General features: G+C 68.7%; 24 protein-coding genes. 13 read left to right on the top strand and 11 right to left on the bottom strand.

From position 1 onward, the window contains the following. The first annotated feature begins 14 nt into the window (after positions 1-14). The 3 genes from AC5Y42_RS01385 (at position 15) to AC5Y42_RS01375 (ending at position 1,922) form a co-directional block, all read left to right on the top strand. On the top strand, positions 15-578 hold the full coding sequence (locus tag AC5Y42_RS01385) for a sigma-70 family RNA polymerase sigma factor (RefSeq protein ID WP_499895211.1): 564 nt from the start codon (positions 15-17) through the stop codon (positions 576-578). Next, positions 575-1,261, top strand: coding sequence for an anti-sigma factor (locus tag AC5Y42_RS01380; protein ID WP_499895210.1), 687 nt, complete (start codon positions 575-577; stop codon positions 1,259-1,261). The genes AC5Y42_RS01385 and AC5Y42_RS01380 overlap by 4 nt, the downstream gene beginning before the upstream one ends. A 169-nt stretch (positions 1,262-1,430) precedes the next feature. Beyond that, the gene (locus AC5Y42_RS01375; protein ID WP_499895208.1) at positions 1,431-1,922 is read left to right on the top strand and encodes an LpqN/LpqT family lipoprotein; all 492 of its coding nucleotides are present in this window, start codon (positions 1,431-1,433) and stop codon (positions 1,920-1,922) included. On the opposite strand, the gene AC5Y42_RS01370 is transcribed toward AC5Y42_RS01375, so the two are convergent. The 4 genes from AC5Y42_RS01370 to AC5Y42_RS01355 all read right to left on the bottom strand — a co-directional run bounded on the left by AC5Y42_RS01370 (position 1,919) and on the right by AC5Y42_RS01355 (position 5,319). Beyond that, positions 1,919-2,764 (bottom strand): hypothetical protein, encoded by an 846-nt coding sequence (locus AC5Y42_RS01370; RefSeq protein ID WP_499895206.1) that lies wholly within the window; start codon positions 2,762-2,764, stop codon positions 1,919-1,921. The two genes, AC5Y42_RS01375 and AC5Y42_RS01370, sit on opposite strands and share 4 nt — an antisense overlap. A 5-nt stretch (positions 2,765-2,769) precedes the next feature. Then, a complete protein-coding gene (locus AC5Y42_RS01365) occupies positions 2,770-4,299 on the bottom strand; it encodes an aldehyde dehydrogenase family protein (protein ID WP_499895205.1) in 1,530 nt (509 codons plus the stop codon). Positions 4,300-4,415: 116 nt separating this feature from the next. After that, positions 4,416-4,940 carry a mycothiol transferase gene (locus AC5Y42_RS01360; RefSeq protein ID WP_499895203.1) on the bottom strand — a complete coding sequence of 175 codons (525 nt, stop codon included), beginning with the start codon at positions 4,938-4,940 and terminating at the stop codon, positions 4,416-4,418. 10 nt (positions 4,941-4,950) lie between these two features. Next, positions 4,951-5,319, bottom strand: a complete 369-nt coding sequence (locus AC5Y42_RS01355) for a VOC family protein (protein WP_499895201.1) — start codon at positions 5,317-5,319, stop codon at positions 4,951-4,953. Positions 5,320-5,366: 47 nt separating this feature from the next. Here AC5Y42_RS01355 and AC5Y42_RS01350 point away from each other — a divergent pair, with 47 nt between their 5' ends. Beyond that, positions 5,367-7,097 carry an N-acyl-D-amino-acid deacylase family protein gene (locus AC5Y42_RS01350; protein ID WP_499895199.1) on the top strand — a complete coding sequence of 577 codons (1,731 nt, stop codon included), beginning with the start codon at positions 5,367-5,369 and terminating at the stop codon, positions 7,095-7,097. Positions 7,098-7,197: 100 nt separating this feature from the next. Here the strand turns inward: AC5Y42_RS01350 and AC5Y42_RS01345 are convergent, their stop codons facing one another. Then, the gene (locus AC5Y42_RS01345; protein ID WP_499895198.1) at positions 7,198-8,214 is read right to left on the bottom strand and encodes an aldo/keto reductase family protein; all 1,017 of its coding nucleotides are present in this window, start codon (positions 8,212-8,214) and stop codon (positions 7,198-7,200) included. Between the two features lie 31 nt (positions 8,215-8,245). Between AC5Y42_RS01345 and AC5Y42_RS01340 the strand changes: the two genes are divergently transcribed. Continuing rightward, complete coding sequence (locus AC5Y42_RS01340; protein ID WP_499895197.1) at positions 8,246-8,623, top strand: pyridoxamine 5'-phosphate oxidase family protein; 378 nt, start codon at positions 8,246-8,248, stop codon at positions 8,621-8,623. On the opposite strand, the gene AC5Y42_RS01335 is transcribed toward AC5Y42_RS01340, so the two are convergent. The 4 genes from AC5Y42_RS01335 to AC5Y42_RS01320 form a co-directional block, all read right to left on the bottom strand. Beyond that, the gene (locus tag AC5Y42_RS01335; protein WP_499895196.1) at positions 8,620-9,006 is read right to left on the bottom strand and encodes a heme-binding protein; all 387 of its coding nucleotides are present in this window, start codon (positions 9,004-9,006) and stop codon (positions 8,620-8,622) included. The genes AC5Y42_RS01340 and AC5Y42_RS01335 overlap by 4 nt on opposite strands. A gap of 43 nt (positions 9,007-9,049) precedes the next feature. Then, entirely contained in the window at positions 9,050-10,396 is a 1,347-nt protein-coding gene (locus tag AC5Y42_RS01330) for a bifunctional adenosylcobinamide kinase/adenosylcobinamide-phosphate guanylyltransferase (RefSeq protein WP_499895195.1), read from the bottom strand. Between the two features lie 135 nt (positions 10,397-10,531). Then, complete coding sequence (groL, locus tag AC5Y42_RS01325) at positions 10,532-12,157, bottom strand: chaperonin GroEL (protein WP_499895193.1); 1,626 nt, start codon at positions 12,155-12,157, stop codon at positions 10,532-10,534. A 199-nt stretch (positions 12,158-12,356) separates the two neighbouring features. Continuing rightward, positions 12,357-13,049 (bottom strand): M24 family metallopeptidase, encoded by a 693-nt coding sequence (locus AC5Y42_RS01320; RefSeq protein WP_499895819.1) that lies wholly within the window; start codon positions 13,047-13,049, stop codon positions 12,357-12,359. Between the two features lie 84 nt (positions 13,050-13,133). Between AC5Y42_RS01320 and AC5Y42_RS01315 the strand changes: the two genes are divergently transcribed. From AC5Y42_RS01315 to AC5Y42_RS01285, 7 genes are all read left to right on the top strand, one after another. After that, positions 13,134-14,786: a DEAD/DEAH box helicase gene (locus tag AC5Y42_RS01315; protein ID WP_499895191.1), complete on the top strand. Its 1,653-nt coding sequence runs from the start codon at positions 13,134-13,136 to the stop codon at positions 14,784-14,786. Positions 14,787-14,838: 52 nt separating this feature from the next. Continuing rightward, positions 14,839-15,255, top strand: a complete 417-nt coding sequence (locus AC5Y42_RS01310; RefSeq protein ID WP_499895190.1) for an MmpS family transport accessory protein — start codon at positions 14,839-14,841, stop codon at positions 15,253-15,255. 108 nt (positions 15,256-15,363) lie between these two features. After that, the gene (locus AC5Y42_RS01305) at positions 15,364-16,287 is read left to right on the top strand and encodes an SDR family NAD(P)-dependent oxidoreductase (RefSeq protein ID WP_499895188.1); all 924 of its coding nucleotides are present in this window, start codon (positions 15,364-15,366) and stop codon (positions 16,285-16,287) included. Continuing rightward, positions 16,287-17,492, top strand: a complete 1,206-nt coding sequence (gene moeA, locus AC5Y42_RS01300) for a molybdopterin molybdotransferase MoeA (RefSeq protein WP_499895187.1) — start codon at positions 16,287-16,289, stop codon at positions 17,490-17,492. The genes AC5Y42_RS01305 and moeA overlap by 1 nt, the downstream gene beginning before the upstream one ends. Positions 17,493-17,521: 29 nt before the next feature. Beyond that, entirely contained in the window at positions 17,522-18,226 is a 705-nt protein-coding gene (locus AC5Y42_RS01295; RefSeq protein ID WP_499895186.1) for a phosphatidylserine decarboxylase, read from the top strand. Continuing rightward, a complete protein-coding gene (locus AC5Y42_RS01290) occupies positions 18,223-19,083 on the top strand; it encodes a CDP-alcohol phosphatidyltransferase family protein (protein WP_499895184.1) in 861 nt (286 codons plus the stop codon). Before AC5Y42_RS01295 ends, AC5Y42_RS01290 begins: the two co-directional genes overlap by 4 nt. Next, positions 19,080-21,242, top strand: a complete 2,163-nt coding sequence (locus AC5Y42_RS01285; RefSeq protein ID WP_499895183.1) for an AAA family ATPase — start codon at positions 19,080-19,082, stop codon at positions 21,240-21,242. The genes AC5Y42_RS01290 and AC5Y42_RS01285 overlap by 4 nt, the downstream gene beginning before the upstream one ends. Here the strand turns inward: AC5Y42_RS01285 and AC5Y42_RS01280 are convergent. Beyond that, on the bottom strand, positions 21,224-21,820 hold the full coding sequence (locus AC5Y42_RS01280) for a TetR/AcrR family transcriptional regulator (protein WP_499895181.1): 597 nt from the start codon (positions 21,818-21,820) through the stop codon (positions 21,224-21,226). The genes AC5Y42_RS01285 and AC5Y42_RS01280 overlap by 19 nt on opposite strands. A 21-nt stretch (positions 21,821-21,841) precedes the next feature. Here AC5Y42_RS01280 and AC5Y42_RS01275 point away from each other — a divergent pair, with 21 nt between their 5' ends. Beyond that, a complete protein-coding gene (locus AC5Y42_RS01275) occupies positions 21,842-22,660 on the top strand; it encodes a hypothetical protein (RefSeq protein ID WP_499895180.1) in 819 nt (272 codons plus the stop codon). 34 nt (positions 22,661-22,694) lie between these two features. Here the strand turns inward: AC5Y42_RS01275 and AC5Y42_RS01270 are convergent, their stop codons facing one another. Then, positions 22,695-23,714 (bottom strand): TIGR03617 family F420-dependent LLM class oxidoreductase, encoded by a 1,020-nt coding sequence (locus AC5Y42_RS01270; RefSeq protein ID WP_499895178.1) that lies wholly within the window; start codon positions 23,712-23,714, stop codon positions 22,695-22,697. Positions 23,715-23,720 lie beyond the last annotated feature (6 nt).

The following is a 23,720-nucleotide window of genomic DNA, read 5'->3' as shown; positions in this document are numbered from 1 at the left end:
TAGGCTACCGGTCGATGACCGGACCGACGCAGCTGAGCAGCGACCTCGACGCATTGCTCCGCCAGGTGGCGGGTCAGGATGCGCAAGCGTTCGCTGCGTTCTACGACCACACCAGGACGCGGGTGTACGGCTTGATCGTTCGAGTGCTGCGCGACTCGGGCTACAGCGACGAGACCACGCAAGAGGTCTACCTGGAGGCGTGGCGAACCGCGAAAAGTTACGACTCCACCAAGGGCTCTGCGCTGTCCTGGCTATTGACGATGGCGCATCGCCGTGCCGTCGACCGCGTGCGCTCCGAACAGGCCGCCGGCCAGCGCGAGTCACGCTACGGCGCGGCCAACGTCGACCCATCGAGTGATGTCGTGGCCGACGCGGCGATCGCCGGTGACGAGCGGCGCCGGGTGACCGAGTGCCTGGACGGTTTGACCGATACGCAACGGCAGTGCATCCAGATGGCCTACTACGACGGGTTGACCTACGTCGAGGTGTCGCAACGGCTGTCGGCCAACCTGTCGACGATCAAGTCACGGATGCGTGACGCTTTGCGCGGCCTGCGCAACTGCCTGGGTGTGCCATGACCGAGCCGACTTTCGAACTGCTCGAGCTTGCCACGCCGTATGCGTTGCACGCCATCTCCGACGAGGAACGCGTCGCGATCGACAGGCAGGTCGCAGCCGCGCCGGTGTCGATCGCCGAGGCCTTCAGTGACGAGGTGCGCGCCGTTCGCGAGACGATGGCGGTGGTGTCGGCGGCGACTGCCGCGGAGCCGCCCGCCGAGTTGCGCGCGGCGGTGCTGGGCACGCTGGACGCTCGCCAGACACGTTGGCGTACAGTCGTAGTGGCCGCGGCCGCGGCAATTGTGGTGGCGCTCGCGGCTTTCGGCGCGGGAATCGCACTGAGGACGCCGCCCGCGGCGACGGTCGCCGAGCAGATCATGGCGGCCCCCGATGTCCGGACGGTCTCGCGCCCGCTCGCCGACGGCGGGATGGCCACGGTGGTGTTCTCCCGCGACCGCAACGCCGGTGTACTGGTGATGAACAACGTCCCGCCGCCCTCCGCGGGGACCGTCTATCAGATGTGGTTGCTCGGCGATAAGGGCCCAGTCTCGGCGGGGACGATGAACACCGCGACCGTCGCGCCGTCAACCACCGCGGTGTTGAGTGACCTCGGGAACTCGAGTGCGCTGGCCTTCACCGTCGAACCGGGAACCGGATCGCCTCAGCCGACCGGGAAGATCTTTGCCCAGTTGCCGTTGAGCTAGGAAGGCGTCAGTGTTGGATGTGCGGCGGACACGGCTGACGCGAGCGGCGGTAGCGACAGCGGCGCTGTCGACGCTGGTGGGCTGTACGACTTTGGTTTCCGGTTCGGCGGTCAAGGCTCCTGGTGCGGAAAACGCCAAAGCCGGTCCGTGTAAAGATGTTTCGGCGCCAATGACGTCAATCGAATCCCATGCTCCCGGCGAGCCGCAGTTACGGATACCGCAACCGCATGGGTGGGAACGCACGACGCTGTTCGACTCGCAGATCGTCCGGTACGCCATCGTGAACCGGGACCTGATCGCCAACAAATTCGCCCCCAACGCCGTGGTCACGCTGGAAACCGCCGACGGGTCCGCGGACCCTCAGGAGGTACTTGACGGCGAGCGGAGGGGCTTGACCGCCGGACTGGGCGCTACTGACCTGGTCACGACCCCGACCACACGGTGCGGGTATCGCGCCGAAAGCGTGACCTACACCGCGCCGCCGATGGGCGAGATACCGGCTCGTCGCTCCACCATGCTGGCCGTAGTGGGCGTCTTTGGTGGCAAAACCTACGCCACCACCCTCACCGTCGGCTCCGCTGATCCGGACAACCCGGCGTTCGCGCGCGATGCAAACACGATTTTGACCGGCTTCCAGATGTTGCCGCCCGGCGCAGGCTAGCGCTCGGGCCGGTTGCGCACGCTGCCCAGCATCGCAACGACGACGCCGCACACCGCCAGCACGACGCCGGCGGCCAATGTCAGGTTGAGCCAGTGATGCAGGCTCGCTTCGGCGTGGCCGACCATGGCATCGGCGACGCGGCGCATGTCGCCGGCGGTGTGGTTGAGCGCACTGCCGATCCGGCGGCGGGCGACCTCAACGCCCGCCCAACCGGCTGCGCCGACCAGCAATGCCGAGACACCGAGGCTTCCCAGCGCCCTGCCACGGCTGCGGGCCGCGACCAACGTCAAGACTGCGCAGACACCGGCGAGCAGCGCCGCGCCGAGGCTCACCCACGGCCCCCACAACGCCAGTGGACGTAACGTGCCCGGCTGCAACGTCTTTGGCGGTGATACCGTCACCGGAACGGTCAGCGCCGACGGCGCCCGGACGTGGTAGTCGGACAGCGTCTGCTGCAAGGCGCTGTCTTCAAGCATCGGCGCGAGATCGATGACCCACGGATCGGACCCGGTCGCGGGGCGCGTGAACAGCCACCCGTGCACGACTCGGTTGGCCTGCGCGAAGTCCGCAGGGAAAGACGGGCCCGCGGCGTAAGCGCTGGCGACACCGTGCACCCGCGACGCGTCGACGCTGTAGCCGTGTTCCCTGATCAGCCTCGTCGCGGTGGCGCTCAATTGCGATGCCACCGCGGCCTGCAACGCCGGATCACCCGCCGCTCCTCGGGCCAGCCGCGCATACCCGTCGGCGTCGACGATGGTGTGCTGCGCCCACACCGTCGGCACCGCCACCGCCACCGCCAGCGTGGTCAGCAGCCACAGCAGCGCCGTGGCTGCGAACCGCACACGCGCTACTTTGCGGTGCGGCGCGGCCTTGCCAGCGCCATCTTGGTCATCATCCGGTTCATCCGGGTCAGCGCCTTCAGCGAATTGTGGTAATAGTTGCCGCCCGCGCCGACGTTGGTGCGCGGTGCGACCACCGTTTCGACCCGGCAGTATTTGCGCAGTCCCTCCGCGCCGCCGAACCGCGCCCCGATGCCCGATGCCTTCCAGCCGCCCATCGGGGCGGTGGTGCACATCAGGTTGCTGATCACGTCGTTGATATTGACCGCACCGCAATCAAGTTGCAACGCAACATCTTTGGCACGTGCTGCATCTTTGGAGAACACCGATGCGCTCAACCCGTATTCGCTGTCGTTGGCCAGCCGGATCGCTTCGTCGACGGTGCCGACCTTCATGATCGGCAGGGTCGGACCAAAAGTCTCCTCGGTCATGCAGGCCATCGAGTGGTCGACGTCGACCAGCACCGTGGGCGGATAGAAGCTGCCCGGACCGTCGGGCCGCTGCCCGCCGGTCAGCGCACGCGCCCCGGCGGCCACGGCGTCAGCGACGTGGCGCTCGGTGACCGCCCGCTGCCCCTCGTCGATCAGGGCGCCGTAGGTAAACCCATCGCCGGCGCCCACCTGCAGCGCCTTCACGTCGCGGACTACCGCGTCGACGAACTGGTCGTAGACCGCCTCGAGCGCATAGACCCGCTCGACCGATACACAGGTCTGGCCCGCGTTGAACATCGCGCCCCACACCGCGGCGTGGGCGGCCAGGTCGACGTCGGCGTCCTCCAACACGATCATCGGGTCCTTGCCGCCCAACTCCAGGCTGACCGGCGTCAACCGGCGCGCCGCGCGCTCCATCACCTTGCGGCCGGTGTTACTGGAACCGGTGAACTGCAGGTAATCCACGTTGTCGATGACGGCCTCGGACACCTCCCGGGCGCCCTGCGCCAGCGCAAACACGTCGGGCGCACCGGACTCCCGCCAGCCACGGCGCAGCACCTCGGCGGTCAGCGGAGTGCGTTCGGACGGCTTGAGCAGCACCGCGCATCCCGCCGCCAGCGCGCCGATACCGTCCATCAGCGCGTTGGCCACCGGGTAGTTCCACGGCGCGATGATCCCGATCACCGGACGCGGCCGATAGTGCAGCGTGATTTTCTTGATCGCCAGGAACGGCAGCGCCGCGGGCCGGCTTTCGGGGGCGAGCGCCTTCTCCATCGTCTTGATGACGTAGGACAGAATCATGATCAACAGCGGCACCTCCTGCGCCGCGTCGACGGCCGACTTGCCGGTCTCCTTGATCAACAGCTCTTCGATCTCGTCGCGGTGCTCGCCCAGCCACACCGCGTAGCGGGCCAGCGCTTTGGCGCGCCCCTTGGCGCCGCGCTGCTCCCACTCGCGCTGGGCCACGCGCAGCTTTGCGGCAATCGCGGGCACATCGGCGGGATCGGTCCAGTGCACTTCACCGGCCACGGCGCCGGTAGCGGGATTGCGGACGCTGCCGGTACCGGTGAACTCGGGGGTGGGTGCTGGTGATGTGGTGGCGGTCATACCGGCCATGCTAGCCGCGGCCCTGACGTGGGTCGACAGGTGTCAAGTTCGCCCGGGCGGCGACGATGCAGCGGGGTCCCCGCGAAGCCGGGGACGCAGCGATGCTGAGAAGCCGGTCAAGTCCGCCGATGCGCGACGCCGAGCACGTAGGCGGCCTGGCCCAGATGCTGGGCACAGTCGTCGATGATGCTGACCAGTCGCATGCTGGCCGTCACCGGCGGATCCCATTGCTTGTCGACCACGCGGGCCAACTCGTCAGCGGTGACGGTAGCGACGTACTCCAGCGTCAGCTTGTGCACGGCGTGGTAGTAGCCGGCCAACAGGTCGCGCGGGGCCTGCACCTTCGCCACATCCTCGGGGCTGTGGCCGTAGCCCGTGTCGTCGCGGGGCAAATCGAGCCCGAACCGATCCACCCAGCCGTCGCGGGTCCAGACCTGCTCGACGCCGGCGACGTCGGCAAGCTGCACGTCCTGCACCCGGGCGCTGTGCCAGATCATCCACGCGATGCTGTTGGCGTTGGGACTCTGCCGGTAGCTGGCCTCGTCATCGGTCAGCCCGTCGGTGATCTGGTCGACGTGCTCGACCAACCGGGTGAACGAATCGCGAAGTAATTCCTGGGCAGCGGCATCGGAGTCAGCCATGCCGCCGACGCTACGCCCCGTGGAACACCGCCTCGACGTTGTTGCCGTCGGGGTCGCGCACGAACGCGCCGAAGTAGCCCGGGTGATACTCCGGCCACAGCCGCGGCGCGTGCAACGACTCGGCGCCGAGTGCCAGCGCAGCCTCGTAAAACGCCGTGACCGCGTCGGTGTCGGCGGCTTGGAACGCAACATGGATCTCGCGGTTAGGCCCCATCCCGGTGCCCTCGGCGATCCAAAAGGCCGGGTGGCCGTTCCGGCCGTATCCGATGGCTTCGCCGAAATCCATCTGCCGCGTGTAACCGAGAACGCCGAGTACCCGGTCGTAGAACTGCTGAGCTTTGGCGTAGTCAGCGCAATTGATGCCGAAGTGATCGATCATGGAAGAGAGCCTGGCATGGGCCGCCGACAGGGTCGTAGATTATTTAGATGACCTACGACCTCGTCATCCGCCATGGCACCATCGTCGACGGGCTGGGCGGTGAGCCCTACGTCGGCGACGTCGGAGTGCGCGACGGCGTGATCGCGGCCGTCGGCGTCCTCGACGGTCCCGGCGACCGGGAGATCGACGCGACCGGGCTGCTGGTCACGCCCGGGTTCGTCGACCTGCACACCCACTACGACGGTCAGGCGATCTGGTCGGACCGGCTGAACCCGTCGTCGGCGCACGGCGTGACCACGGTGGTCGTGGGCAATTGCGGAGTGGGATTTGCGCCATGCCGCGGCGAAGACCACGACGTGCTGGTCGACGTGATGGCCGGCGTCGAGGACATTCCCGGCGTCGTGATGACCGACGGCCTGCCCTGGACGTGGGAGACCTTCGGCGAATTCATGGATGCTTTGGATGCGGGTAGGCGCGACATTGATGTGGCCGCCTATCTGCCGCACTCGCCGTTGCGGGTCTACGTGATGGGCCGGCGCGGCGCTGACCGCGAACCGGCCACCGCCGAGGACCTGGCCAAGATGCGGGCGCTGGCCAAGGAAGCCGTCGAGCTCGGCGCGTTGGGGTTTGCGTCGTCGCGGCTGGCGACGCACCGCACCGAAGGCGGCCGGCAGATACCCAGCTACGACGCCGGGGAGAACGAGATCCTCGAGATCGCCCGCGGCATCGCCGACGGCGGCGGTGGCCTGATCCAGTTCGTGCCGGACATCCCGGCCGGCGGGTATCAGCCGGTGTTGCAGCAGGTGTTCGACGCCGCCGGGGACACCGGCCTGCCGGTGACCTTCACGCTGGTGGTCGGCAACTCCGGTGACCCGCTGTTCGAAGACGCGATCACCATGGTGGAAAAGGCCAACGGCGCCGGTGCCGATATCACCGCGCAGGTCCTGCCCCGGCCGATCGGGCTGATGATCGGCCTGGATCTGACGGTCAACCCGTTCATGCTCTATCCCAGTTATCGCGAGATCGCCGGCCTGCCACTCGACCAGCGGGTCGCCGAGATGCGACGGCCGGAGGTGCGGGACCGCATTCTGGGCGACAAGCCGACCGAGGCCGCGATCAATCCGCTGTTCTATCTGGCGCAGGCCTGGGATTGGATCTTCCCACTTGGCGACGACCCCAACTACGAGCCCGATGCCTCGAACAGCATCGCGGCCCGGGCCCGGGCGCGTGGCGTGGACCCCGCCGAGGAGGCCTACGACCGACTGCTCGACGACGACGGCCATGCGATCCTGCTGGGCGCGATGGCCAACTTTCAGGCCAACTCGTTGACCACCATCGGCGAGTTGATCCGCCGCGACGACGTTGTGCTGGGACTCGGAGACGGCGGCGCCCACTACGGAATGATCTGCGACGCAAGCTATTCGACGTACCTGCTGACACACTGGGCGCGCGACCGGGCGTCGGGGCGGCTGTCGGTGGCCGAGGCGATCCGCGAGCTGACGTCGGTGCCGGCCCGGGTCGCCGGGCTGGGAGACCGCGGCCGCATCGCCGTCGGCTATAAGGCCGACCTCAACGTCATCGACCACGCCGGATTGCGGCTGCGCAAGCCGGTGGTCACCCACGACCTGCCCGCCGGCGGGCGCCGCCTCGACCAGACCGCCGACGGGTATGTGGCGACGATCGTCGCCGGCGAGGTGATCGCCCGCGACGGTGCGCCCACCGACGCCCGCCCGGGCCGGCTGGTGCGCGGGCGGCAAGCCGTGCCCACCGCCTCCTGACTGCGCCCACCGCATCGCGTAGTCGTTGAGATTGCGCATGGGGTTGTGAACTCGTCGGCATCACGACCCTGGATGCAATCTCAATGGCGTGCCGGAACCGTCAGACGATGCGCTGCGACGGGGTCGACCTCGCCACCAGCTCCGCGTCGCGGGTGACCACGTCGCCGAGCACCTGGTCGATGCGGGCCAGCAGCTCGTCGGGAATCTGCACCCCGGCCGCCTTGACGTTCTCGGCTACCTGCTCCGGCCGCGACGCACCGACCAGCGCCGCGGCGACGTCGTCGTTCTGCAGCACCCACGCGACGGCCAGTTGCGCCGTTGTCAGATCCAGCTCCTCGGCGATCGGCTGCAACTGCTGCACCCGCTCGAGCACGTCGTCGGTCATGAACCGCTTGATGAAGTTCGCGCCGCCCTTCTCGTCGGTGGCGCGTGACCCGGCCGGCGGCGGCTGACCGGGAAGATACTTGCCGGACAGCACACCTTGGGCCATCGGCGACCAGACGATCTGGCTCAGCCCCAGTTCGCGGCAAGCCGGGACGACCTCGGGCTCGATGATCCGCCACAGCATCGAGTACTGCGGCTGACTGGAGATCAACGACACCCCGAGTTGACGGGCTAAAGCGTGCGCGGCCCGGATCTGCGCGGCGGTCCACTCGCTGACCCCGATGTAGAGCGCCTTGCCGGCGCGGACGATGTCGGCGAAGGCCTGCATCGTCTCCTCCAGCGGGGTGAAGGAGTCGTAGCGGTGGGCCTGGTACAGGTCGACGTAGTCGGTCTGCAGCCGGCGCAGCGACCCGTCGATGCTCTCCATCATGTGTTTGCGCGACAGGCCGGTGTCATTCTTGCCCAACTGGTCGGGCCCGGTGGGCCAGTACACCTTGGTGAAGATCTCCAGCGACTCACGCCGCTGACCCTTCAGCGCCGCGCCGAGCACCTCCTCGGCGCGGCCGTTGGCGTACACGTCAGCGGTATCGAACGTGGTGATGCCACAGTCGAGCGCCGCACGCACACAGGCGGTGGCGACGTCGTTTTCGACCTGTGAGCCATGAGTGAGCCAGTTGCCGTAGGTGATCTCCGAGATCTGCAGACCCGAGTTGCCTAGGTAGCGGAATTCCATACGCCCCATCCTGCCGAAGTAAGCTCGATTCATGAGCAAGAAGGTGGATCTCGACCGGCTCGCCGACACCCTGCGCGACTACGGCTTCGCCTACGTGATCAGCGTCGATGACGATTACCGGGCGCACACCGCGGCCGTCACCCCGACCCTCGACGACGGCGTGCTGCAGATCGGGCCGGTCGGTCGGCACACCCGCGCCAACACCGAAGCCCACCGCGACGTCACCGTGCTGTGGCCGCCGCAGGTGGCGGGCGGCTACTCGCTGATCGTCGACGGCCACGCCGAGAACATCGACCCGCTGACGGTCAGGCCCACCCGCGCCGTGCTGCACCGGCCCGCCACCGCGGACTCGCCGCCGAGCACCTGCAGCCCCGCCTACGACTGCGTGAACCTCGCCGCACAGGTCTAGCCCGACAGCGCCTCGAAGAGGGTGGCCAGCTGCCCCGGCGACACCGAAACACCGCACTGGTTGCGCAGGTTGCTCAGCGGCTGCGCGATGTGTTGCAGATCAGTCAGCTCGTCGAGGTGGCCGGCAAAGTAGCCCCGGACGGACGCCCGGGCGTCTGCCGGTGGTTGCTGGACCGCGTTGGTCAGCACATCGTTGGCTCCCGGGTGGCTGCCGAGGTATCCACCGGCGTCGCTGAGCACACCGCTGGCGGTAGTCGCCAGGCCGGCAGCGGTGCATGGGTCGGGTGCAGCATCGGCCGTCCGCGACGTCACCACGCCACCCAGCGCACAGACGGCAGCCACGCTGATCGCAATGGGCCACAAGCACGTTGCAGAGATTTTCATTGGGGTGGGTCCTTTCGTGATCAGGCAGATGCCTGCAGCCACGTTATCCGCGCAGCGGCACCGCCATCCCGGCAACCATGAGCACGACACTGTCGCTCTGAGCACCGATGCGCGCGTTCACCGTGCCGAGCAGATCACGAAACAACCGCCCGGACGCGGTAGCCGGGACGACACCGCTGCCCACCTCGTTGCTCACCGCCACCACCGCCAGCGGGCAGTCGCGCCAGGCCGCCACCAGTTCGTCGACATCGGCATGCACGGCGTCCAGCCCGTCGCCGTCCCACGCCTGGTGGACGTCGATCCGGGCGGTCAGCCAGGTGCCCAGGCAATCCAGCAACACCGGCGCCCCGGCAACGCGCAATTGCGCTGCCGCATCGGCGGTTTCGATGGTCCGCCAAGTTTCCGGCCGGCGCGCCTGGTGCAGCGACACCCGTTCTGCCCATTCTCCGTCGCCGTCCCGGGTGCCGCCGGTAGCCAGATAGATCACCTCGGGCTCGGCGGCCAGTAGCGTCTCGGCGTAGGCCGACTTGCCCGACCGCACACCGCCGAGCACCAGGGTGCGGACCGGAAGCGGCGTATTGCGCCGGACCGCGCCCGTTTGCACCACTTCACCGTCGCGCCCCGGACGTGCCCCCCACTGGCCCAGCACGTGCCCCAGTTCGGCACCGGGCGGGTTGTGGTGGCTCAGGTGGATTGCGACGACGTCGGTGCTGTCGACGACGGCACCGGATTGGCGCAGTTGCGCGAGTGTGCGCGCAAATGTCGGCAAGTCGTGGTGCTCGGTGCCGTGGTCGGTGAATGTCCCGAACGTCTCCTCCAGGAACACCGCGTCGAAGCCGGCGCCCGCGATCGCGGCGTGCACGCTGTCCGGCAGCGGACCGGTGTCGGTGGCCCACAGGATCCGGTCGTCGCCGCGTGCGATGTCGTAGAGGACGGCATCGGCGCCGAGCTCGGAATCGTGGGCCGCCTCCAGAACCCGCACTCGGTACCGGTCCAACGTGACGTCGTCGCCGGGGTGGACCGCGACGAACCGGACGGGATCGTCGGGGGCGACCCAATCCTGGCATTGCTTCAGTGCGCTCGGCGGCCCGAGCACGTCCAGCGGCTCGGTCCGGCCGGCCCAGTGCCGCATCAGCAGCGCCGCCGGCCCGACGTGGTCGAAATGGCCGTGGGTGAACAGGATGTGGCGGACATCGGCAAGCGAGCGGCCGCGTCGCACCGCGGCCCGGGGCGCCTCGGGTCCGCAGTCCAGCAGCACGGTGTTGTCGAGCAGCCCGGCGGTCTGACCGCGGCTCTCGCCGACAGCCATCGCCGACCGGCAGGAGGCGCAGCGGCAGAACGGGCTGGGCCAGCCGTCGCTGCTGCCGGTGCCCAACAACAGGATCTCCACGCCGTTATTGTCGTTGACTCTGCACGTACCAGACAGCCCACCCGCACTTTTGCCTGGTGCACGCAGAGTCAACAATGGCGCACGAAAAAGCCCGGCCTGCCGAAGCAGACCGGGCCTTCCCGTTGACAACCAGACTCAGAAGTCCATGCCGCCCATACCGCCGGTCGGGTCGCCCGCCGGAGCGGCCGCCTTCTCCGGCTTGTCGGCGACAACGGCCTCGGTGGTCAGGAACAGACCCGCGATGGACGCCGCATTCTGCAGCGCCGAACGCGTCACCTTGACCGGGTCGGCGACGCCGGCCTTGAGCAGGTCCTCGTACTCACCGGTGGCGGCGTTCAGGCCGGTCCCGGCTTTCGAGTTACGCACCTTCTCGGCCACCACGCCGGGCTCCAGCCCGGAGTTGAAGGCGATCTGCTTCAGCGGAGCCTCCAGCGCCACCTTGACGATGTTGGCGCCGGTGGCCTCGTCACCGGACAGCTTCAGCTCGTCCAGCGCCGGTGCCGTCTGCAGCAGGGTCACGCCACCACCGGCGACGATGCCCTCCTCGACGGCGGCCTTGGCGTTGCGCACCGCGTCCTCGATGCGGTGCTTGCGCTCCTTGAGCTCCACCTCGGTGGCGGCCCCGGCCTTGATCACCGCAACGCCGCCGGCCAGCTTGGCCAGCCGCTCCTGCAGCTTCTCGCGGTCGTAGTCGGAGTCGCTGTTCTCGATCTCGGCGCGGATCTGGGCCACCCGGCCGGCGATGGCGTCGGAGTCACCGGCGCCCTCGACGATGGTGGTCTCGTCCTTGTTCACCACGACCTTGCGGGCCTTGCCCAGCAGCGACACGTCAGCGGTCTCCAGCGAGAGGCCGACCTCTTCGCTGATGACCTGGCCGCCGGTCAGGATCGCCATGTCCTGCAGCATCGCCTTGCGGCGGTCACCGAAGCCGGGAGCCTTGACGGCCACCGACTTGAAGGTGCCGCGGATCTTGTTGACGACCAGGGTGGACAGCGCCTCGCCCTCGACGTCCTCGGCGATGATCAGCAGCGGCTTGCCGGACTGGATGATCTTCTCCAGCAGCGGCAGCAGGTCCTTGACGGTGGACACCTTAGAGCTGACCAGCAGGATGTAGGGCTCCTCGAGCACCGCTTCCTGACGCTCGGCGTCGGTCACGAAGTAGCCCGAGATGTAGCCCTTGTCGAACCGCATACCCTCGGTGAGCTCGAGCTGCAGGCCGAAGGTGTTGGACTCCTCGACGGTGATGACACCCTCGTTGCCGACCTTGTCCATCGCCTCGGCGATCAAGTCGCCGATCGACTGGTCGCCGGCCGAGATGGCCGCGGTGGCAGCGATCTGCTCCTTGGTCTCGACCTCCTTGGCACCCTTGAGCAGCGTCTCGGTGATCTTCTCGACGGCCTTCTCGATGCCGCGCTTCAGGCCCAGCGGGTTGGCGCCGGCCGCGACGTTGCGCAGGCCCTCTTTGACGAGCGCCTGGGCCAGCACCGTGGCCGTGGTGGTGCCGTCACCGGCGACGTCGTCGGTCTTCTTGGCGACCTCTTTGACCAGCTCGGCGCCGATCTTCTCGTAGGGGTCCTCCAGCTCGATCTCCTTGGCGATGGAAACCCCATCGTTGGTGATCGTGGGAGCGCCCCACTTCTTCTCCAGGACGACGTTGCGGCCCTTGGGACCCAGCGTCACCTTTACCGCGTCGGCGAGGCTGTTCAGGCCCCGCTCGAGGCCGCGACGGGCCTCTTCGTCGTACGCAATTGTCTTGGCCATTGCGAAGTGATTCCTCCGATTGGGGATGACACGTCCTGGCCGGGCGCAGTGCCCGCGACGGACGGCTCGGGTGTGTTTCCGCTGGCGCGGCCCGTGCCTCACCGTCCCGACCTAGCACTCGCCGGTCGCGAGTGCCAACACATTCTTAGCACTCGCCCATGGAGAGTGCAAGGTCACATACGCCGGGCTCTCGCCCGGCTCAGGGCAGGTCGAGCAGCTCTTCGTAAAACCCGCCGAAACCGCGCACCGGGTTGACGAGATGGACCTCGAGGATCCAATGGCAGGGCAGCCCTGAGCTGTCCAGGCGGCGCATCGGCCGGCCGGATCCCGGTTTGATGTACCACTGCGCGCCGTCGCCGGCGAGCTTCTTGTGCGGGAATTGGCCCACCAGGTGCCCCGCGATGGGGCTGCCCCACTCGTAGCCTTCGGCCCGGGCCTGCCCGACGACGTGGTCGAACAGTTCGGCGCCGGTGATCTCCGGATGCTCATCGAAGTAGGCTCGCCCGGCCCGCCACACCCGGGGCAGCGCGTCGCGCAGGGCGATCTTGTCCGGGTCGTCGCCCAGCACGAAGGTGCGCCCGAAGTCGGCCTCCCACTGCTCAAAGATGGGGCCGAAGTCGCAGAACACGATGTCGTCGGCGGCGATCACGCGATCCGGCGGGTTTTCGGCAAACGGCTGCAGAGTGTTCTCGCCGGCCCGCACGACCCGCTTGTGCCAGTGCTGCGCCATCCCGACCATGTCGGCGGCCAGGTCGCGGACCTCGTCGGAGAGCTCCCGCTCGCTGATACCGGCGCGCGGCATGCCCCGGCGTTCGATCTCCTCGAACAGCCGCGCCGCTTTGCCTTGCGCGTCGAGAAGCCGCTCCACCCGAACGCTTTCCTCGGCGACCAGTTTCCCCACCGCAATGATGCTACGGCCTATGCACGCTCCGATGCCATTGCACTACAGTGCATCTCGACAGATAGGAGTCCTCGGGTGCGGGCAACCGATGCGCCCAGCACCCGAGCGTTGCGGGGCTGGCAGCGGCGAGCCTTGGTGCGCTATCTAACCGGCAAACCGCGCGATTTCCTGCTGGTCGCCACCCCGGGTGCGGGTAAGACCGCGTTTGCTCTGCGCATCGCCGCAGAGCTGTTGGCAGAGCGCAGCATCGAGGCGATCACCGTGGTGGTGCCCACCGAACACCTCAAGGTGCAATGGGCGCTGGCCGCAGCCGCCGACGGCATCGCGCTGGACCCGAAGTTTCGTAATACCGCCGCGCACACCTCGGCCGAATACGACGGCGTCGTCGTCACCTACGCCCAGGTGGCCAGCCACCCGGCGCGGCACCGGGTGCGTACCGAGAGCAAACGAACCCTGGTCATCTTCGACGAGATCCATCACGGCGGCGATGCCAAAAGCTGGGGCGAGGCCATCCGGGAGGCCTACGGCGACGCCACCCGGCGGCTGGCATTGACCGGCACACCGTTTCGCAGCGACGACGCCGCCATCCCGTTCGTGCATTACGCGCCCGAGGGTGATGGCCTGCTGCGCTCGCAGGCCGACCACACCTACGGCTACACCGAGGCGCTGGCCGACGGCGTGGTGCGGCCGGTGGTGTTTCTGGCCTACTCCGGTGAGGCCCGCTGGCGGGACAGCGCCGGCGAGGAGTACGCCGCGCGGCTCGGCGAGCCGCTGAGCGTCGAGCACACCGCCCGGGCCTGGCGCACCGCGCTGGACCCGGCCGGCGAGTGGATGCCGGCGGTTATCTCCGCGGCCGACACCAGGTTGCGGCAGTTGCGCGGTGCCGGCATGCCCGACGCCGGCGGCATGGTGATCGCCTCCGACCAGAAGGCCGCGCGGGCCTACGCCGGCCTGCTGACCAGGATCACCGGCGAGGCACCGACCGTCGTGCTTTCCGACGATCCGGGTGCGTCGGAAAGCATCGCGCGGTTCGCCGCGGACACCAGCCGCTGGCTGGTCGCGGTGCGCATGGTGTCGGAGGGCGTCGACGTCCCGCGGCTGGCAGTGGGGGTTTACGCGACCAGCGCCTCGACCCCGCTGTTCTTCGCGCAGGCGATCGGCCGGTTTGTCCGGTCCCGGCGGCCCGGGGAAACGGCGAGTGTGTTTCTGCCGTCGGTGCCCTCGCTGCTGCTGCTGGCCAGCGAGCTGGAGGCGCAACGCAACCATGTGCTGGGTAAGCCGCACCGGGAGACCGACGAGTTGGTCGCCGCGCAGCGCCGCCAGAGCGAGCCGTCGGAGATCGAGAACGGATTCACCTCGCTGGGCGCCAACGCCGAGCTGGACCAGGTCATCTTCGACGGCGCGTCGTTCGGCACCGGCGGCGACGAGGACGACTACCTCGGCATCCCGGGCCTGTTGGATGCCGGGCAGATGCGAGACCTGTTGCGTCGCCGCCAGGCCGAGCAGCTTGAGCGGCGCGGCAGTGACGCCGAGCCGGTCATCCGGCACGGTCAGCTGCGCGATCTGCGCCGCGAGCTCAACGCGTTGGTGTCGGCGGCGCATCACCGAACGGGCAAGCCACACGGCTGGATTCACAACGAATTGCGGCGCATCTGCGGCGGACCGCCGGTTGCGGCGGCAACCACCGATCAACTCAAGACCCGCATCGAGGCGGCCCGCAATCTGTAGCCGATACGCCGATTGCCTGACGATGGGCTGCGAACGGTGCTGCAATTTACGCATGAGAATGAAATTTGCCGCAGGCCGCATAGGCAGGTTGGCTGCTGTCCTCGGGCTTGGTGGCGGGATGCTGCTGACAGCGCCGGCAACGGCGTTCGCGTCGACTCCGATCACGTTCGAGTTGACGGGCACCTTCACCGAGGGCGTGCAGGTGTCGTACTTCGGCGCCGACGACGAGCCCGAAACCGCTGTCGTGGGTTTGCCGTGGTCGACGGCGTACGACTACAACGGAAGCGCACCTTCGCTGAGTTTCAGCGGCGTTCATCCCGGCGGCGATCCGGGGTCGGTGACGTGCCGGGTTTCCGTCGGGGGGCGGACGGTCGTCTCGAAGACCAACAACGCACCCAAGAACGCCGGCACAGGCGCCTGGTGCAACATGGTCAACGTCGGCTCGGGGTATCGCGGCACCTCGGGTTGACCCGGCGGGGTCGGCCATGCCCACCACGTCCGGCCACGGCGTGCCGTCGTACACCCCATCGAGACGCCGTCGGGCACAACCGATCATCCGTGGGTATCGTTTGGCGCCATGAGCTCAGGAGGCAAATGGTCACATGCCGACGTGCCGGACCAGACTGGCCGGGTCGCGATCGTCACCGGTGCTAACACCGGCCTGGGCTATCACACCGCCGCGGCGCTGGCCCAAAGCGGCGCGCACGTCGTATTGGCGGTGCGCAACCTGGAGAAGGGCAACGCCGCGCTGGCGCGCATCGTCGCCGCCCACCCGCCGGCCGACGTCACGTTGCAGCAACTCGACCTGAGCTCGCTGGATTCGGTCCGCACCGCCGCCAACCGGCTGCGTACGGCCTACCCGCGCATCGACCTGCTGATCAACAACGCCGGCGTGATGTGGACACCCAAACAGGTCACCGCCGACGGGTTCGAAATGCAGTTCGGCACCAACCATCTCGGCCACTTCGCGTTGACCGGGCTGCTGCTCGACCACCTGCTGCCAGTCCGCGGTTCGCGGGTGGTGACGATCAGCAGCATGGGCCACCGGATCCGCGCGGCCATCCACTTCGACGACCTGCAGTGGGAACGCCGCTACGACCGGATCGCCGCGTACGGCCAGTCCAAGCTGGCCAACCTGCTGTTCACCTACGAACTGCAGCGGCGGCTCGCTGAGCAGCAGAAGAACACCATCGCGGTGGCGGCGCATCCGGGCGGCTCCAACACCGAACTGGCGCGCAACATCCCGACCATCCTGAGACCAGTTGCTTCCGTACTGGGTCCGCTGATTTTCCAAAGCGCGGCGATGGGCGCGCTCCCCACGCTGCGGGCGGCCACCGACCCCGACGTCGAGGGCGGGCAGTACTACGGCCCCGATGGTCTGGGCGAGCAGCGCGGCCACCCGAAGCTGGTGTCCTCCAGCGCGCAGTCCCACGACGAGGAGTTGCAGCGCCGGCTGTGGGCGGTCTCCGAGGAACTCACCGACGTGACGTTCCCGGTCTGATGCGTTCGGTCGAGGAACATCAGCGTGTCGTCGACGAGCTGATCGGCGCGCGTCCAGCCGCCACCGCGGGCCTCGCCGAAGCCGAGCACCTGGTGCTGGCCGACGACGTGGCGGCGGCCGTGTCGCTGCCGGTGTTCGACAACTCCGCAATGGACGGCTACGCGGTGCGGGCTGCCGACATCGCCGACGCGACACCCGAGCAGCCGGTGAAACTGCCGGTGGCCGAAGACATTCCGGCCGGGCGCACCGACATTCCCATCCTCGAGGCCGGAACCGCGCACCGCATCATGACCGGCGCGCCGATGCCGGCTGGGGCGACGGCGGTGGTGCCGGTCGAGGCCACCGACGGGCGGACCGACGTGGTGGCGATCCGCGAGGCCGCCGACGAAGGGCGCCACATCCGCCGCGCCGGCGAGGACGTCGCGGCGGGCATCACGGTGTTACGGGCCGGGCAGGTAATCACCCCGGCGGCGGTGGGGTTGGCCGCAGCGCTGGGCCTGCACGAGTTGCCGGTGCTACCCCGGCAGCGGGTGCTGGTGATTTCCACCGGGTCGGAGTTGGTGTCGCCGGGCACGCCGCTGCAGCCGGGCCAGATCTATGAGTCCAACTCGATCATGTTGGCCGCGGCGGTCCGCGAGGCCGGCGCCGACGTCGTCGCCACACCGGCCGTCAGCGACGATGTCGCGCAGTTCGCCGCGGTGCTGGACCGCTACGCCGCCGAGGCGGATCTGATCATCACCAGCGGCGGCGTCAGCGCGGGCGCCTACGAAGTGGTCAAGGACGCGTTTGGCCGCGACGGCGATCAGGGCGTGGACTTCGTCAAGGTGGCCATGCAGCCCGGCATGCCGCAGGGCACCGGCCGGGTGGCGGGCACGCCCATCATCACGCTGCCCGGCAACCCGGTCAGCGCACTGGTGTCTTTCGAGGTGTTCATCCGCCCCGCGCTGCGCACCGCGATGGGCCTGCCGGATGCGCACCGGCCGCGACGGTCGGCGGTGCTCACCGAAGCGCTGCGGTCGCCTCGCGGTAAGCGCCAGTTCCGGCGCGGGGTGTTCGACGCCGACGCCGGCACCGTCACCAGCTGGGGCCCACCGGCGTCACACCATCTGCGGTGGTTCGCGTCGGCGAACTGCCTGCTCGACATTTCCGAGGACATCGAGCAGCTCCCGGCCGGATCGGAGCTACGGATCTGGGATCTGCGCTGAGCGCCCGCGGCGCTCCGTAAGATGACCGGGTGGCACGACGCCCCCGCCCCGCCGGTCTCTCCGGCCCGCAACGCCTGGTAGCACTGCTGCGCTCGACCGTTCCGCCGGTACATCCGGCCGGGCTGCCGTTCATCTCCGCCGGCTTGGGCCTTGCCGTGGCCGGCCGCAACCACCGATGGTTTCGCCGGGCCGGTCTGCTGGCTGCGGGCGCCTGCGCGGGGTTCTTCCGCCATCCGCCGCGGGTGCCGCCCATCCGCCCGGGTGTCGTCGTCGCACCTGCCGACGGCCTGGTCTGCTTGGTGGATACGGCCGCGCCGCCCGCCGAACTCGGCCTGCCCGACACCCCGCTGCCACGAGTCAGCATCTTCCTGTCGCTGCTGGATGCGCACGTGCAACGGTCCCCGGTCAGCGGCGAGGTGCTCGCCGTGCAACACCGGCCCGGCCAATTCGGCTCGGCCGACCTGGCCGCGGCCAGCGAAGACAACGAACGCATCAGCATGCAGATCCGCACCGCCGACGGCGCCGAGATCGTCGTCGTGCAGATCGCGGGGCTGCTGGCCCGGCGCATCGTGTGCGACGCGCAAGCCGGCGACAAACTGTCGATCGGTGACACCTACGGCCTGATCCGGTTCGGCTCCCGGCTAGACACGTATCTCCCGGCCGGAACCGAACCTTCGGTCCTGGTCGGGCAGCGGACACTCGCCGGCGAAACGGTGCTGGCCCAACTGTCATGATCACCAGACCCCGGACCCGCCGATCGGTCAACCTGCGCATCCTGCCCAGCTCGATGAGCGTGCTGGCGATCTGCGCCGGGCTCACCTCGATCCGGTTCGCGCTGGAGGCCCAGCCGCACGTCGCGATGGCGCTGATCGCCGCGGCCGCCATCCTCGACGGGCTGGACGGTCGGGTGGCCCGCATCCTGGACGCCGAGTCGCGGATGGGCGAGGAGATCGATTCACTGGCCGACGCGGTGAACTTCGGGGTGGCGCCCGCGGTGGTGGTCTATGTGACGCTGCTGGCGGCGTCGCCGGCAGGCTGGGTGTTGGTGCTGCTCTACGCGGTGTGCATTGTGCTGCGGCTGGCCAGGTTCAACGCGCTGCTCGACGACGCCACGCTGCCGGCGTACACGCGCGAATTCTTTGTCGGGATGCCGGCCCCGGCCGGGGCGATCGCGACACTGGGCCCACTGGCCGCCAAATTGCAGTTCGGCGACGGTTGGTGGACGACGCCGTGGTTCGTCTGCGCCTGGATCGCGGGCTGCTCGGTCCTGGTCGTCAGCAGGCTGCCGATGAAAAAGATGCACGCCGTGTCGGTGCCGCCGAATTTGGCGGCGGTGCTGTTGGCGGCGTTGGCGATCGTTGCCGCGGCAGCGTTCTTGTTCCCCTACATCCTGGTCATGGTCGCGATCGTGGCCTACCTGCTCCACATCCCGTTCTCGGTGCGCAGCCACCGCTGGTTGGCCGAGCATCCCGAGGCTTGGGAGCACGAGCCCAAGCAGCGGCGCGCGGTGCGCCGCGCGATCCGCCGGGCGCAGCCCAACCGGCGGTCGATGGCGCGGCTGGGTTTGCGTAAGCCCGGCCGGACCCCATGACACCGCCGCCCAGGGGTGGCCGGCAGCTGACCCTGACCGCGCGGCTGAACACGTCGGCGGTCGACTCGCGCCGCGGTGTGGTGCGCTTGCACCCGGAAGCCATCGCAGCGCTGGGGATTCGGGAGTGGGACGCGGTGTCGCTGACCGGATCGCGGACCACCGCGGCGGTAGCCGCCGTAACAGTCGCCGACATACCGGTGTTCGCCGCGCTGCTCGACGATGTGACGCTGTCCAACGCCGGGTTGCGCCAGGACGGCGCCGTCATCATCAGCCCGGCCGCCGTGTGCGGCGCCCGCTCGGTGACGCTGAGCGGTTCGACGCTCGCCACCCAGTCGGTTCCACCGGCCACGTTGCGGCAGGCTCTGCTCGGCAAGGTGGTCACCGTCGGCGACGCCGTATCGCTGCTGCCTCGCGACCTGGGACCGGGGACGTCGACGACCGAGGCCAGCCGCGCGCTGGCGTCGGCGGTCGGCATCAGCTGGACCTCCGAGCTTCTCACGGTGACCGGCGTGGACCCGGCCGGGCCAGTCAGCGTGCAACCTAATTCGTTGGTGAGCTGGGGTACCGGTGTCCCGGCGGCAGCGGTCAGTGCAGCCGCCGACCGAGAGACGGTCACACTCGAGGACCTCAGAGGCTCTGCGGCCCAGGCCGCCAAGCTCACCGAGTGGCTCAAGCTGGCGCTGGACCAGCCGGACCTACTCGAAACCCTGGGCGCCACAACCAATCTGGGTGTCCTGGTATCCGGCCCGGCCGGCGTCGGGAAAGTGACGCTGGTGCGAGCGGTGTGCGCCGGCCGGCGACTGGTCGAGCTGGACGGTCCCGAGGTCGGTGCTCTGGTTGCCGACGAACGCCGGAACGCTGTTGCCGCCGCCGTTGCGGGCGTGCGCGACCGCGGTGGGGTGCTGCTGATCGCCGACATCGACGCGCTGCTGCCCGCGACCGCCGAACCGGTGGCGACCCTGATCCTGGCCGAGCTGCGATCGGCGGTGGCCACGGCGGGAGTGGCGTTCATCGCCACCTCGGCGGTGCCGGAAAACCTCGACCCGCGGCTGCGAGGGCCCGACCTGTGCGACCGCGAACTGGGATTGAGCCTGCCCGACGCCGCCACCCGAAGCTCCCTGTTGACGGGCCTGCTGAAGGGTGTTCCCGCCGCCGACCATGACCTCGCCGAGATCGCCAGCCGCACACCGGGTTTCGTCGTCGCGGATTTGGCCGCTCTGGTGCGTGAGGCGGCATTGCGGGCCGCCTCCCGCGCCAGCATCGATGGCCGGCCGCCGCAGCTGACTCAAGACGACCTGCTCGGTGCGCTGACCGTCATCCGGCCGTTGTCCCGGTCGACCGGCGGCCAGCCGTCGCCCGGTGACGTGACCCTCGACGACGTCGGCGATATGGCGGCCACCAAACAGGCACTCACCGAAGCGGTGCTCTGGCCGCTGCAACACCCCGACACCTTCGCCCGACTCGGCGTCGAGCCGCCGCACGGGGTGTTGCTCTACGGCCCGCCCGGCTGCGGCAAGACGTTTCTGGTCCGCGCGCTTGCCAGCACCGGTCAACTGAGCGTGCACGCCGTCAAAGGCTCGGAGTTGATGGACAAATGGGTGGGCTCCTCGGAGAAGGCGGTCCGCGAGTTGTTCCGGCGCGCACGCGATTCGGCGCCGTCGCTGGTGTTCCTCGACGAGCTCGACGCGCTGGCGCCGCGGCGCGGGCAGAGCTTCGACTCCGGCGTGAGCGACAAAGTCGTGGCCGCGCTGCTCACCGAGCTCGACGGCATCGAGCCGCTGCGCGACGTCGTGGTGATCGGCGCCACCAACCGGCCCGATCTGATCGACGCCGCGCTGCTGCGGCCGGGCCGGTTGGAGAAGCTGGTGTTCGTCGAGCCACCCGACGCCGCCGCCCGCCACGACATCCTGCGCACCGCCGGCAAGTCGGTTCCGCTGCACACCGACGTCGACTTGGCCGTGCTGGCAGGCGATTTGGACGGGTACAGCGCCGCGGACTGCGCGGCGCTGCTGCGGGAAGCCGCGCTGGCGGCGATGCGGCGCAACATCGACGCCGCCGACATCACCGCCGCGGATATTGCCGCGGCACGAGAAACCGTGCGGCCCTCGCTGGATCCTGCGCAAGTGGCTGCCCTGCGCGCTTATGCCGAGGCCCGATAACTCGTTAGCAACGCGCGCACGGCCGCGGCGACGTCCTCCTCCAGCCAGTCCGGGATCAGCTCGTCATGCGCGTGCCGCCGGACCACGGCGTAGGGCAGGTCGACGACAGCTCTGGCGACGGCGTCGACGCAGCGCGGATCGCTGCTGCCGTACAGCTCGCGGGCCAACGCGCGCAGCCGTTCGAGCAGCGGCGCGTTGCGGGCGGTGAGGATCTGCTGAAATGCGGCGTCAGGTTCGCCGTCGAGCAGGTCACCCGGCCGGATGGTCAGCAGCAGCCGGGCATCCTCGGGGTGCTCGCGCATGAAGTCGATCGCCGCCACGGCCATCGCGATGGCGGTCTCGAGGGGGCTATCGCCGGCGGCGGCGATCGCCCGCGCCTGGAAACGTGCGAGCGCACGCAGCCAGGCGGCGGTCAGGATGCCGTTGCGGTTACCGAAGCGGTGATACAACGTCCCGGCCGGCGCGCCGCTCGCCTTCGCGATCGCCGCGACACTGGCCGCCCGCGGTCCATCCACCAAGACCAACGATCGCGTTGCGTCGAGAATCACATCGGTCTCATGCTTTCGCGGCGGCGCCATGATCTAGTACAGTCCTTCTATATGAAACGATTGTCCTATATCGACGAGCATGCCATAACGATCGACGCTCCCGCGGCAGACACGTGGTCGGCGGTGATTCGAGTGATCTGCACCGACCCGAACGACCCTTCGACCGTCCCTGTGGGCTTTGTCCTCGGCGAAGCGACGCCGCCGGTACGGCTGGTGTTGAAAGGCCGGCACCCGTTCGCGGTCTATCGGTGGGTATTCGAATTGGACTCCGAAGGCCCGCGGCGCACCCGGGTGCGCTCGCAGACGTGGGCGGCATTTCCGGGTCTGCACGGCGCGATCTACCGCGCGTTGGTCATCGGCAGCGGCGCGCATCGCGTCGTGGTGCGCTTGATGCTCAAACGCATTGCGGCGGCAGTGATTGCCGCGTCGGCGCAGCTCGTGGAAACCGCGGCCGATTACACGGACACATTCGAAGCTCCGATCCGTGACGGCGACGAGCGCACTGCCGAACAAGCTTTTCGTGACGCGCTGGACACACCTGTTGCGCTGGGAAGGCTGGTGTTCTGGGTCCACCGCCACATCTTGAGGTTTCGCCTGGCACCGCACGCCTCCGCTATCGGTTGGACGATCATGCATTCAGAGCACGACGAGGTCGTGCTGGCCACGGACGGACCGCTCATGCACGGCGAACTGACGCTGCGGCGTGCGGATGGCCGGCGCGCCATCCTCACCACGCGTCTGCACTATCGGCACAAAATCGCCGCCCGCACGGTGTGGGCTCTGGCCGGCCCACTGCATCGGATGCTCGCACCGCGGCTGATGGAGCTCAGCGCCCGTAAAGGCGCCACCGCCCAGCGGTCTGTCTTATAAGCAGCGCGAAACACGCTGTGCCCCAAGCTGTTCATTACAGAACAGGGGTCCGGTGCAGGGTGTCGATAAAGTCGGCAACGTCGGCGCTGCGGGGCGTGTAGCCGGGGAAATAACAGCACACCTCGGCGGCGTGCCCGCCGAACCGCGCGGCGATCTGCTGCGCACACTGCTCGGGAGTTCCCACAATCCCGATCCGCGCCACCATCGCTTCGGTGACCAGATTGCGCATCTCGGTGAAGCGGCCCTGCTTGGACAGCGCATTGAGCTCAGGCTGGGCATCGGCCCACCCCTCGGCCTCAAGCACGGGCAGATAGGCCGGGGTCGAGCCGTAGAACGCGATGAGGGATGCCACCCCGTCAATCGCGGCTGCCAAATCGGCGTCGTCACGGCCAACGGCAACCATGGCCTGAGCGATGATCGCAAACTCCCGGGACGGCCGCTGTGCACGCCGCAGCCCCTTTTCCACGGCGGGGATCGTGCGTTCGGCGAAGTGGCGGGCACTGTTGAACGGCATGACGAGCAGGCCGTCGGCGACTTCCGCCGCCGTGCGCGTCATCACCGGACCCAGTGCGCCCATCAGCACCGGAGGCGGTCCGAATGGATTGGGCCCGGGGTTGAAATTGGGCGGCATCAACGTGTGCGTGAAGAATTCACCGCGAAAATCCAGGCGGCACTGCCCTTCCCACGCCGCGAATATTGCTTTGACTGCGGCGATGGTCTCGGCCGTTCGCGCGGCCGGTCGCTCCCATCGACTGCCGTAACGCTTTTCGATGTGCGGCCTGATCTGCGAACCCAGTCCGAGCCGGAACCGGCCACCGCTGTAGACCTGCAGATCGTAAGCGGCGTGCGCCAGATGCAGCGGGCTACGGGGGCCGGCGATCGCGACGTTGGTCATCAGCTCCAGGCTGGTCGCATCGGCCGCGGTGACCAGTGGAAAGAACACGTCGTGCGGGCCCTCGAAGGTGAACAGCCCGTCGGCGCCGGTCGCGGCGATCTCTGCAGAGTTTGCCCGCGCACGGACCGGCGATCCGTCGACTTGAAGATGTACCTGCATCTCGAT

Source organism: Mycobacterium sp. NGS48, assembly GCF_059812585.1.
Note: the sequence above shows the minus strand (reverse complement) of the source record. Positions and strands in the feature narration are given on the sequence as shown.

What these genes read in the sequence shown, in the direction of transcription:
- AC5Y42_RS01385 (WP_499895211.1), top strand. Translation starts at nt 15, where the DNA reads ATGACCGGACCGACGCAGCTGAGCAGCGACCTCGACGCATTGCTCCGC.
- AC5Y42_RS01380 (WP_499895210.1), top strand. Translation starts at nt 575, where the DNA reads ATGACCGAGCCGACTTTCGAACTGCTCGAGCTTGCCACGCCGTATGCG.
- AC5Y42_RS01375 (WP_499895208.1), top strand. Translation starts at nt 1,431, where the DNA reads ATGACGTCAATCGAATCCCATGCTCCCGGCGAGCCGCAGTTACGGATA.
- AC5Y42_RS01365 (WP_499895205.1), bottom strand. Translation starts at nt 4,299, where the DNA reads ATGACCGCCACCACATCACCAGCACCCACCCCCGAGTTCACCGGTACC.
- AC5Y42_RS01360 (WP_499895203.1), bottom strand. Translation starts at nt 4,940, where the DNA reads ATGGCTGACTCCGATGCCGCTGCCCAGGAATTACTTCGCGATTCGTTC.
- AC5Y42_RS01355 (WP_499895201.1), bottom strand. Translation starts at nt 5,319, where the DNA reads ATGATCGATCACTTCGGCATCAATTGCGCTGACTACGCCAAAGCTCAG.
- AC5Y42_RS01350 (WP_499895199.1), top strand. Translation starts at nt 5,367, where the DNA reads ATGACCTACGACCTCGTCATCCGCCATGGCACCATCGTCGACGGGCTG.
- AC5Y42_RS01345 (WP_499895198.1), bottom strand. Translation starts at nt 8,214, where the DNA reads ATGGAATTCCGCTACCTAGGCAACTCGGGTCTGCAGATCTCGGAGATC.
- AC5Y42_RS01340 (WP_499895197.1), top strand. Translation starts at nt 8,246, where the DNA reads ATGAGCAAGAAGGTGGATCTCGACCGGCTCGCCGACACCCTGCGCGAC.
- AC5Y42_RS01335 (WP_499895196.1), bottom strand. Translation starts at nt 9,006, where the DNA reads ATGAAAATCTCTGCAACGTGCTTGTGGCCCATTGCGATCAGCGTGGCT.
- groL (WP_499895193.1), bottom strand. Translation starts at nt 12,157, where the DNA reads ATGGCCAAGACAATTGCGTACGACGAAGAGGCCCGTCGCGGCCTCGAG.
- AC5Y42_RS01310 (WP_499895190.1), top strand. Translation starts at nt 14,839, where the DNA reads ATGAGAATGAAATTTGCCGCAGGCCGCATAGGCAGGTTGGCTGCTGTC.
- AC5Y42_RS01305 (WP_499895188.1), top strand. Translation starts at nt 15,364, where the DNA reads ATGAGCTCAGGAGGCAAATGGTCACATGCCGACGTGCCGGACCAGACT.
- moeA (WP_499895187.1), top strand. Translation starts at nt 16,287, where the DNA reads ATGCGTTCGGTCGAGGAACATCAGCGTGTCGTCGACGAGCTGATCGGC.
- AC5Y42_RS01290 (WP_499895184.1), top strand. Translation starts at nt 18,223, where the DNA reads ATGATCACCAGACCCCGGACCCGCCGATCGGTCAACCTGCGCATCCTG.
- AC5Y42_RS01285 (WP_499895183.1), top strand. Translation starts at nt 19,080, where the DNA reads ATGACACCGCCGCCCAGGGGTGGCCGGCAGCTGACCCTGACCGCGCGG.
- AC5Y42_RS01280 (WP_499895181.1), bottom strand. Translation starts at nt 21,820, where the DNA reads ATGGCGCCGCCGCGAAAGCATGAGACCGATGTGATTCTCGACGCAACG.
- AC5Y42_RS01275 (WP_499895180.1), top strand. Translation starts at nt 21,842, where the DNA reads ATGAAACGATTGTCCTATATCGACGAGCATGCCATAACGATCGACGCT.
- AC5Y42_RS01270 (WP_499895178.1), bottom strand. Translation starts at nt 23,714, where the DNA reads ATGCAGGTACATCTTCAAGTCGACGGATCGCCGGTCCGTGCGCGGGCA.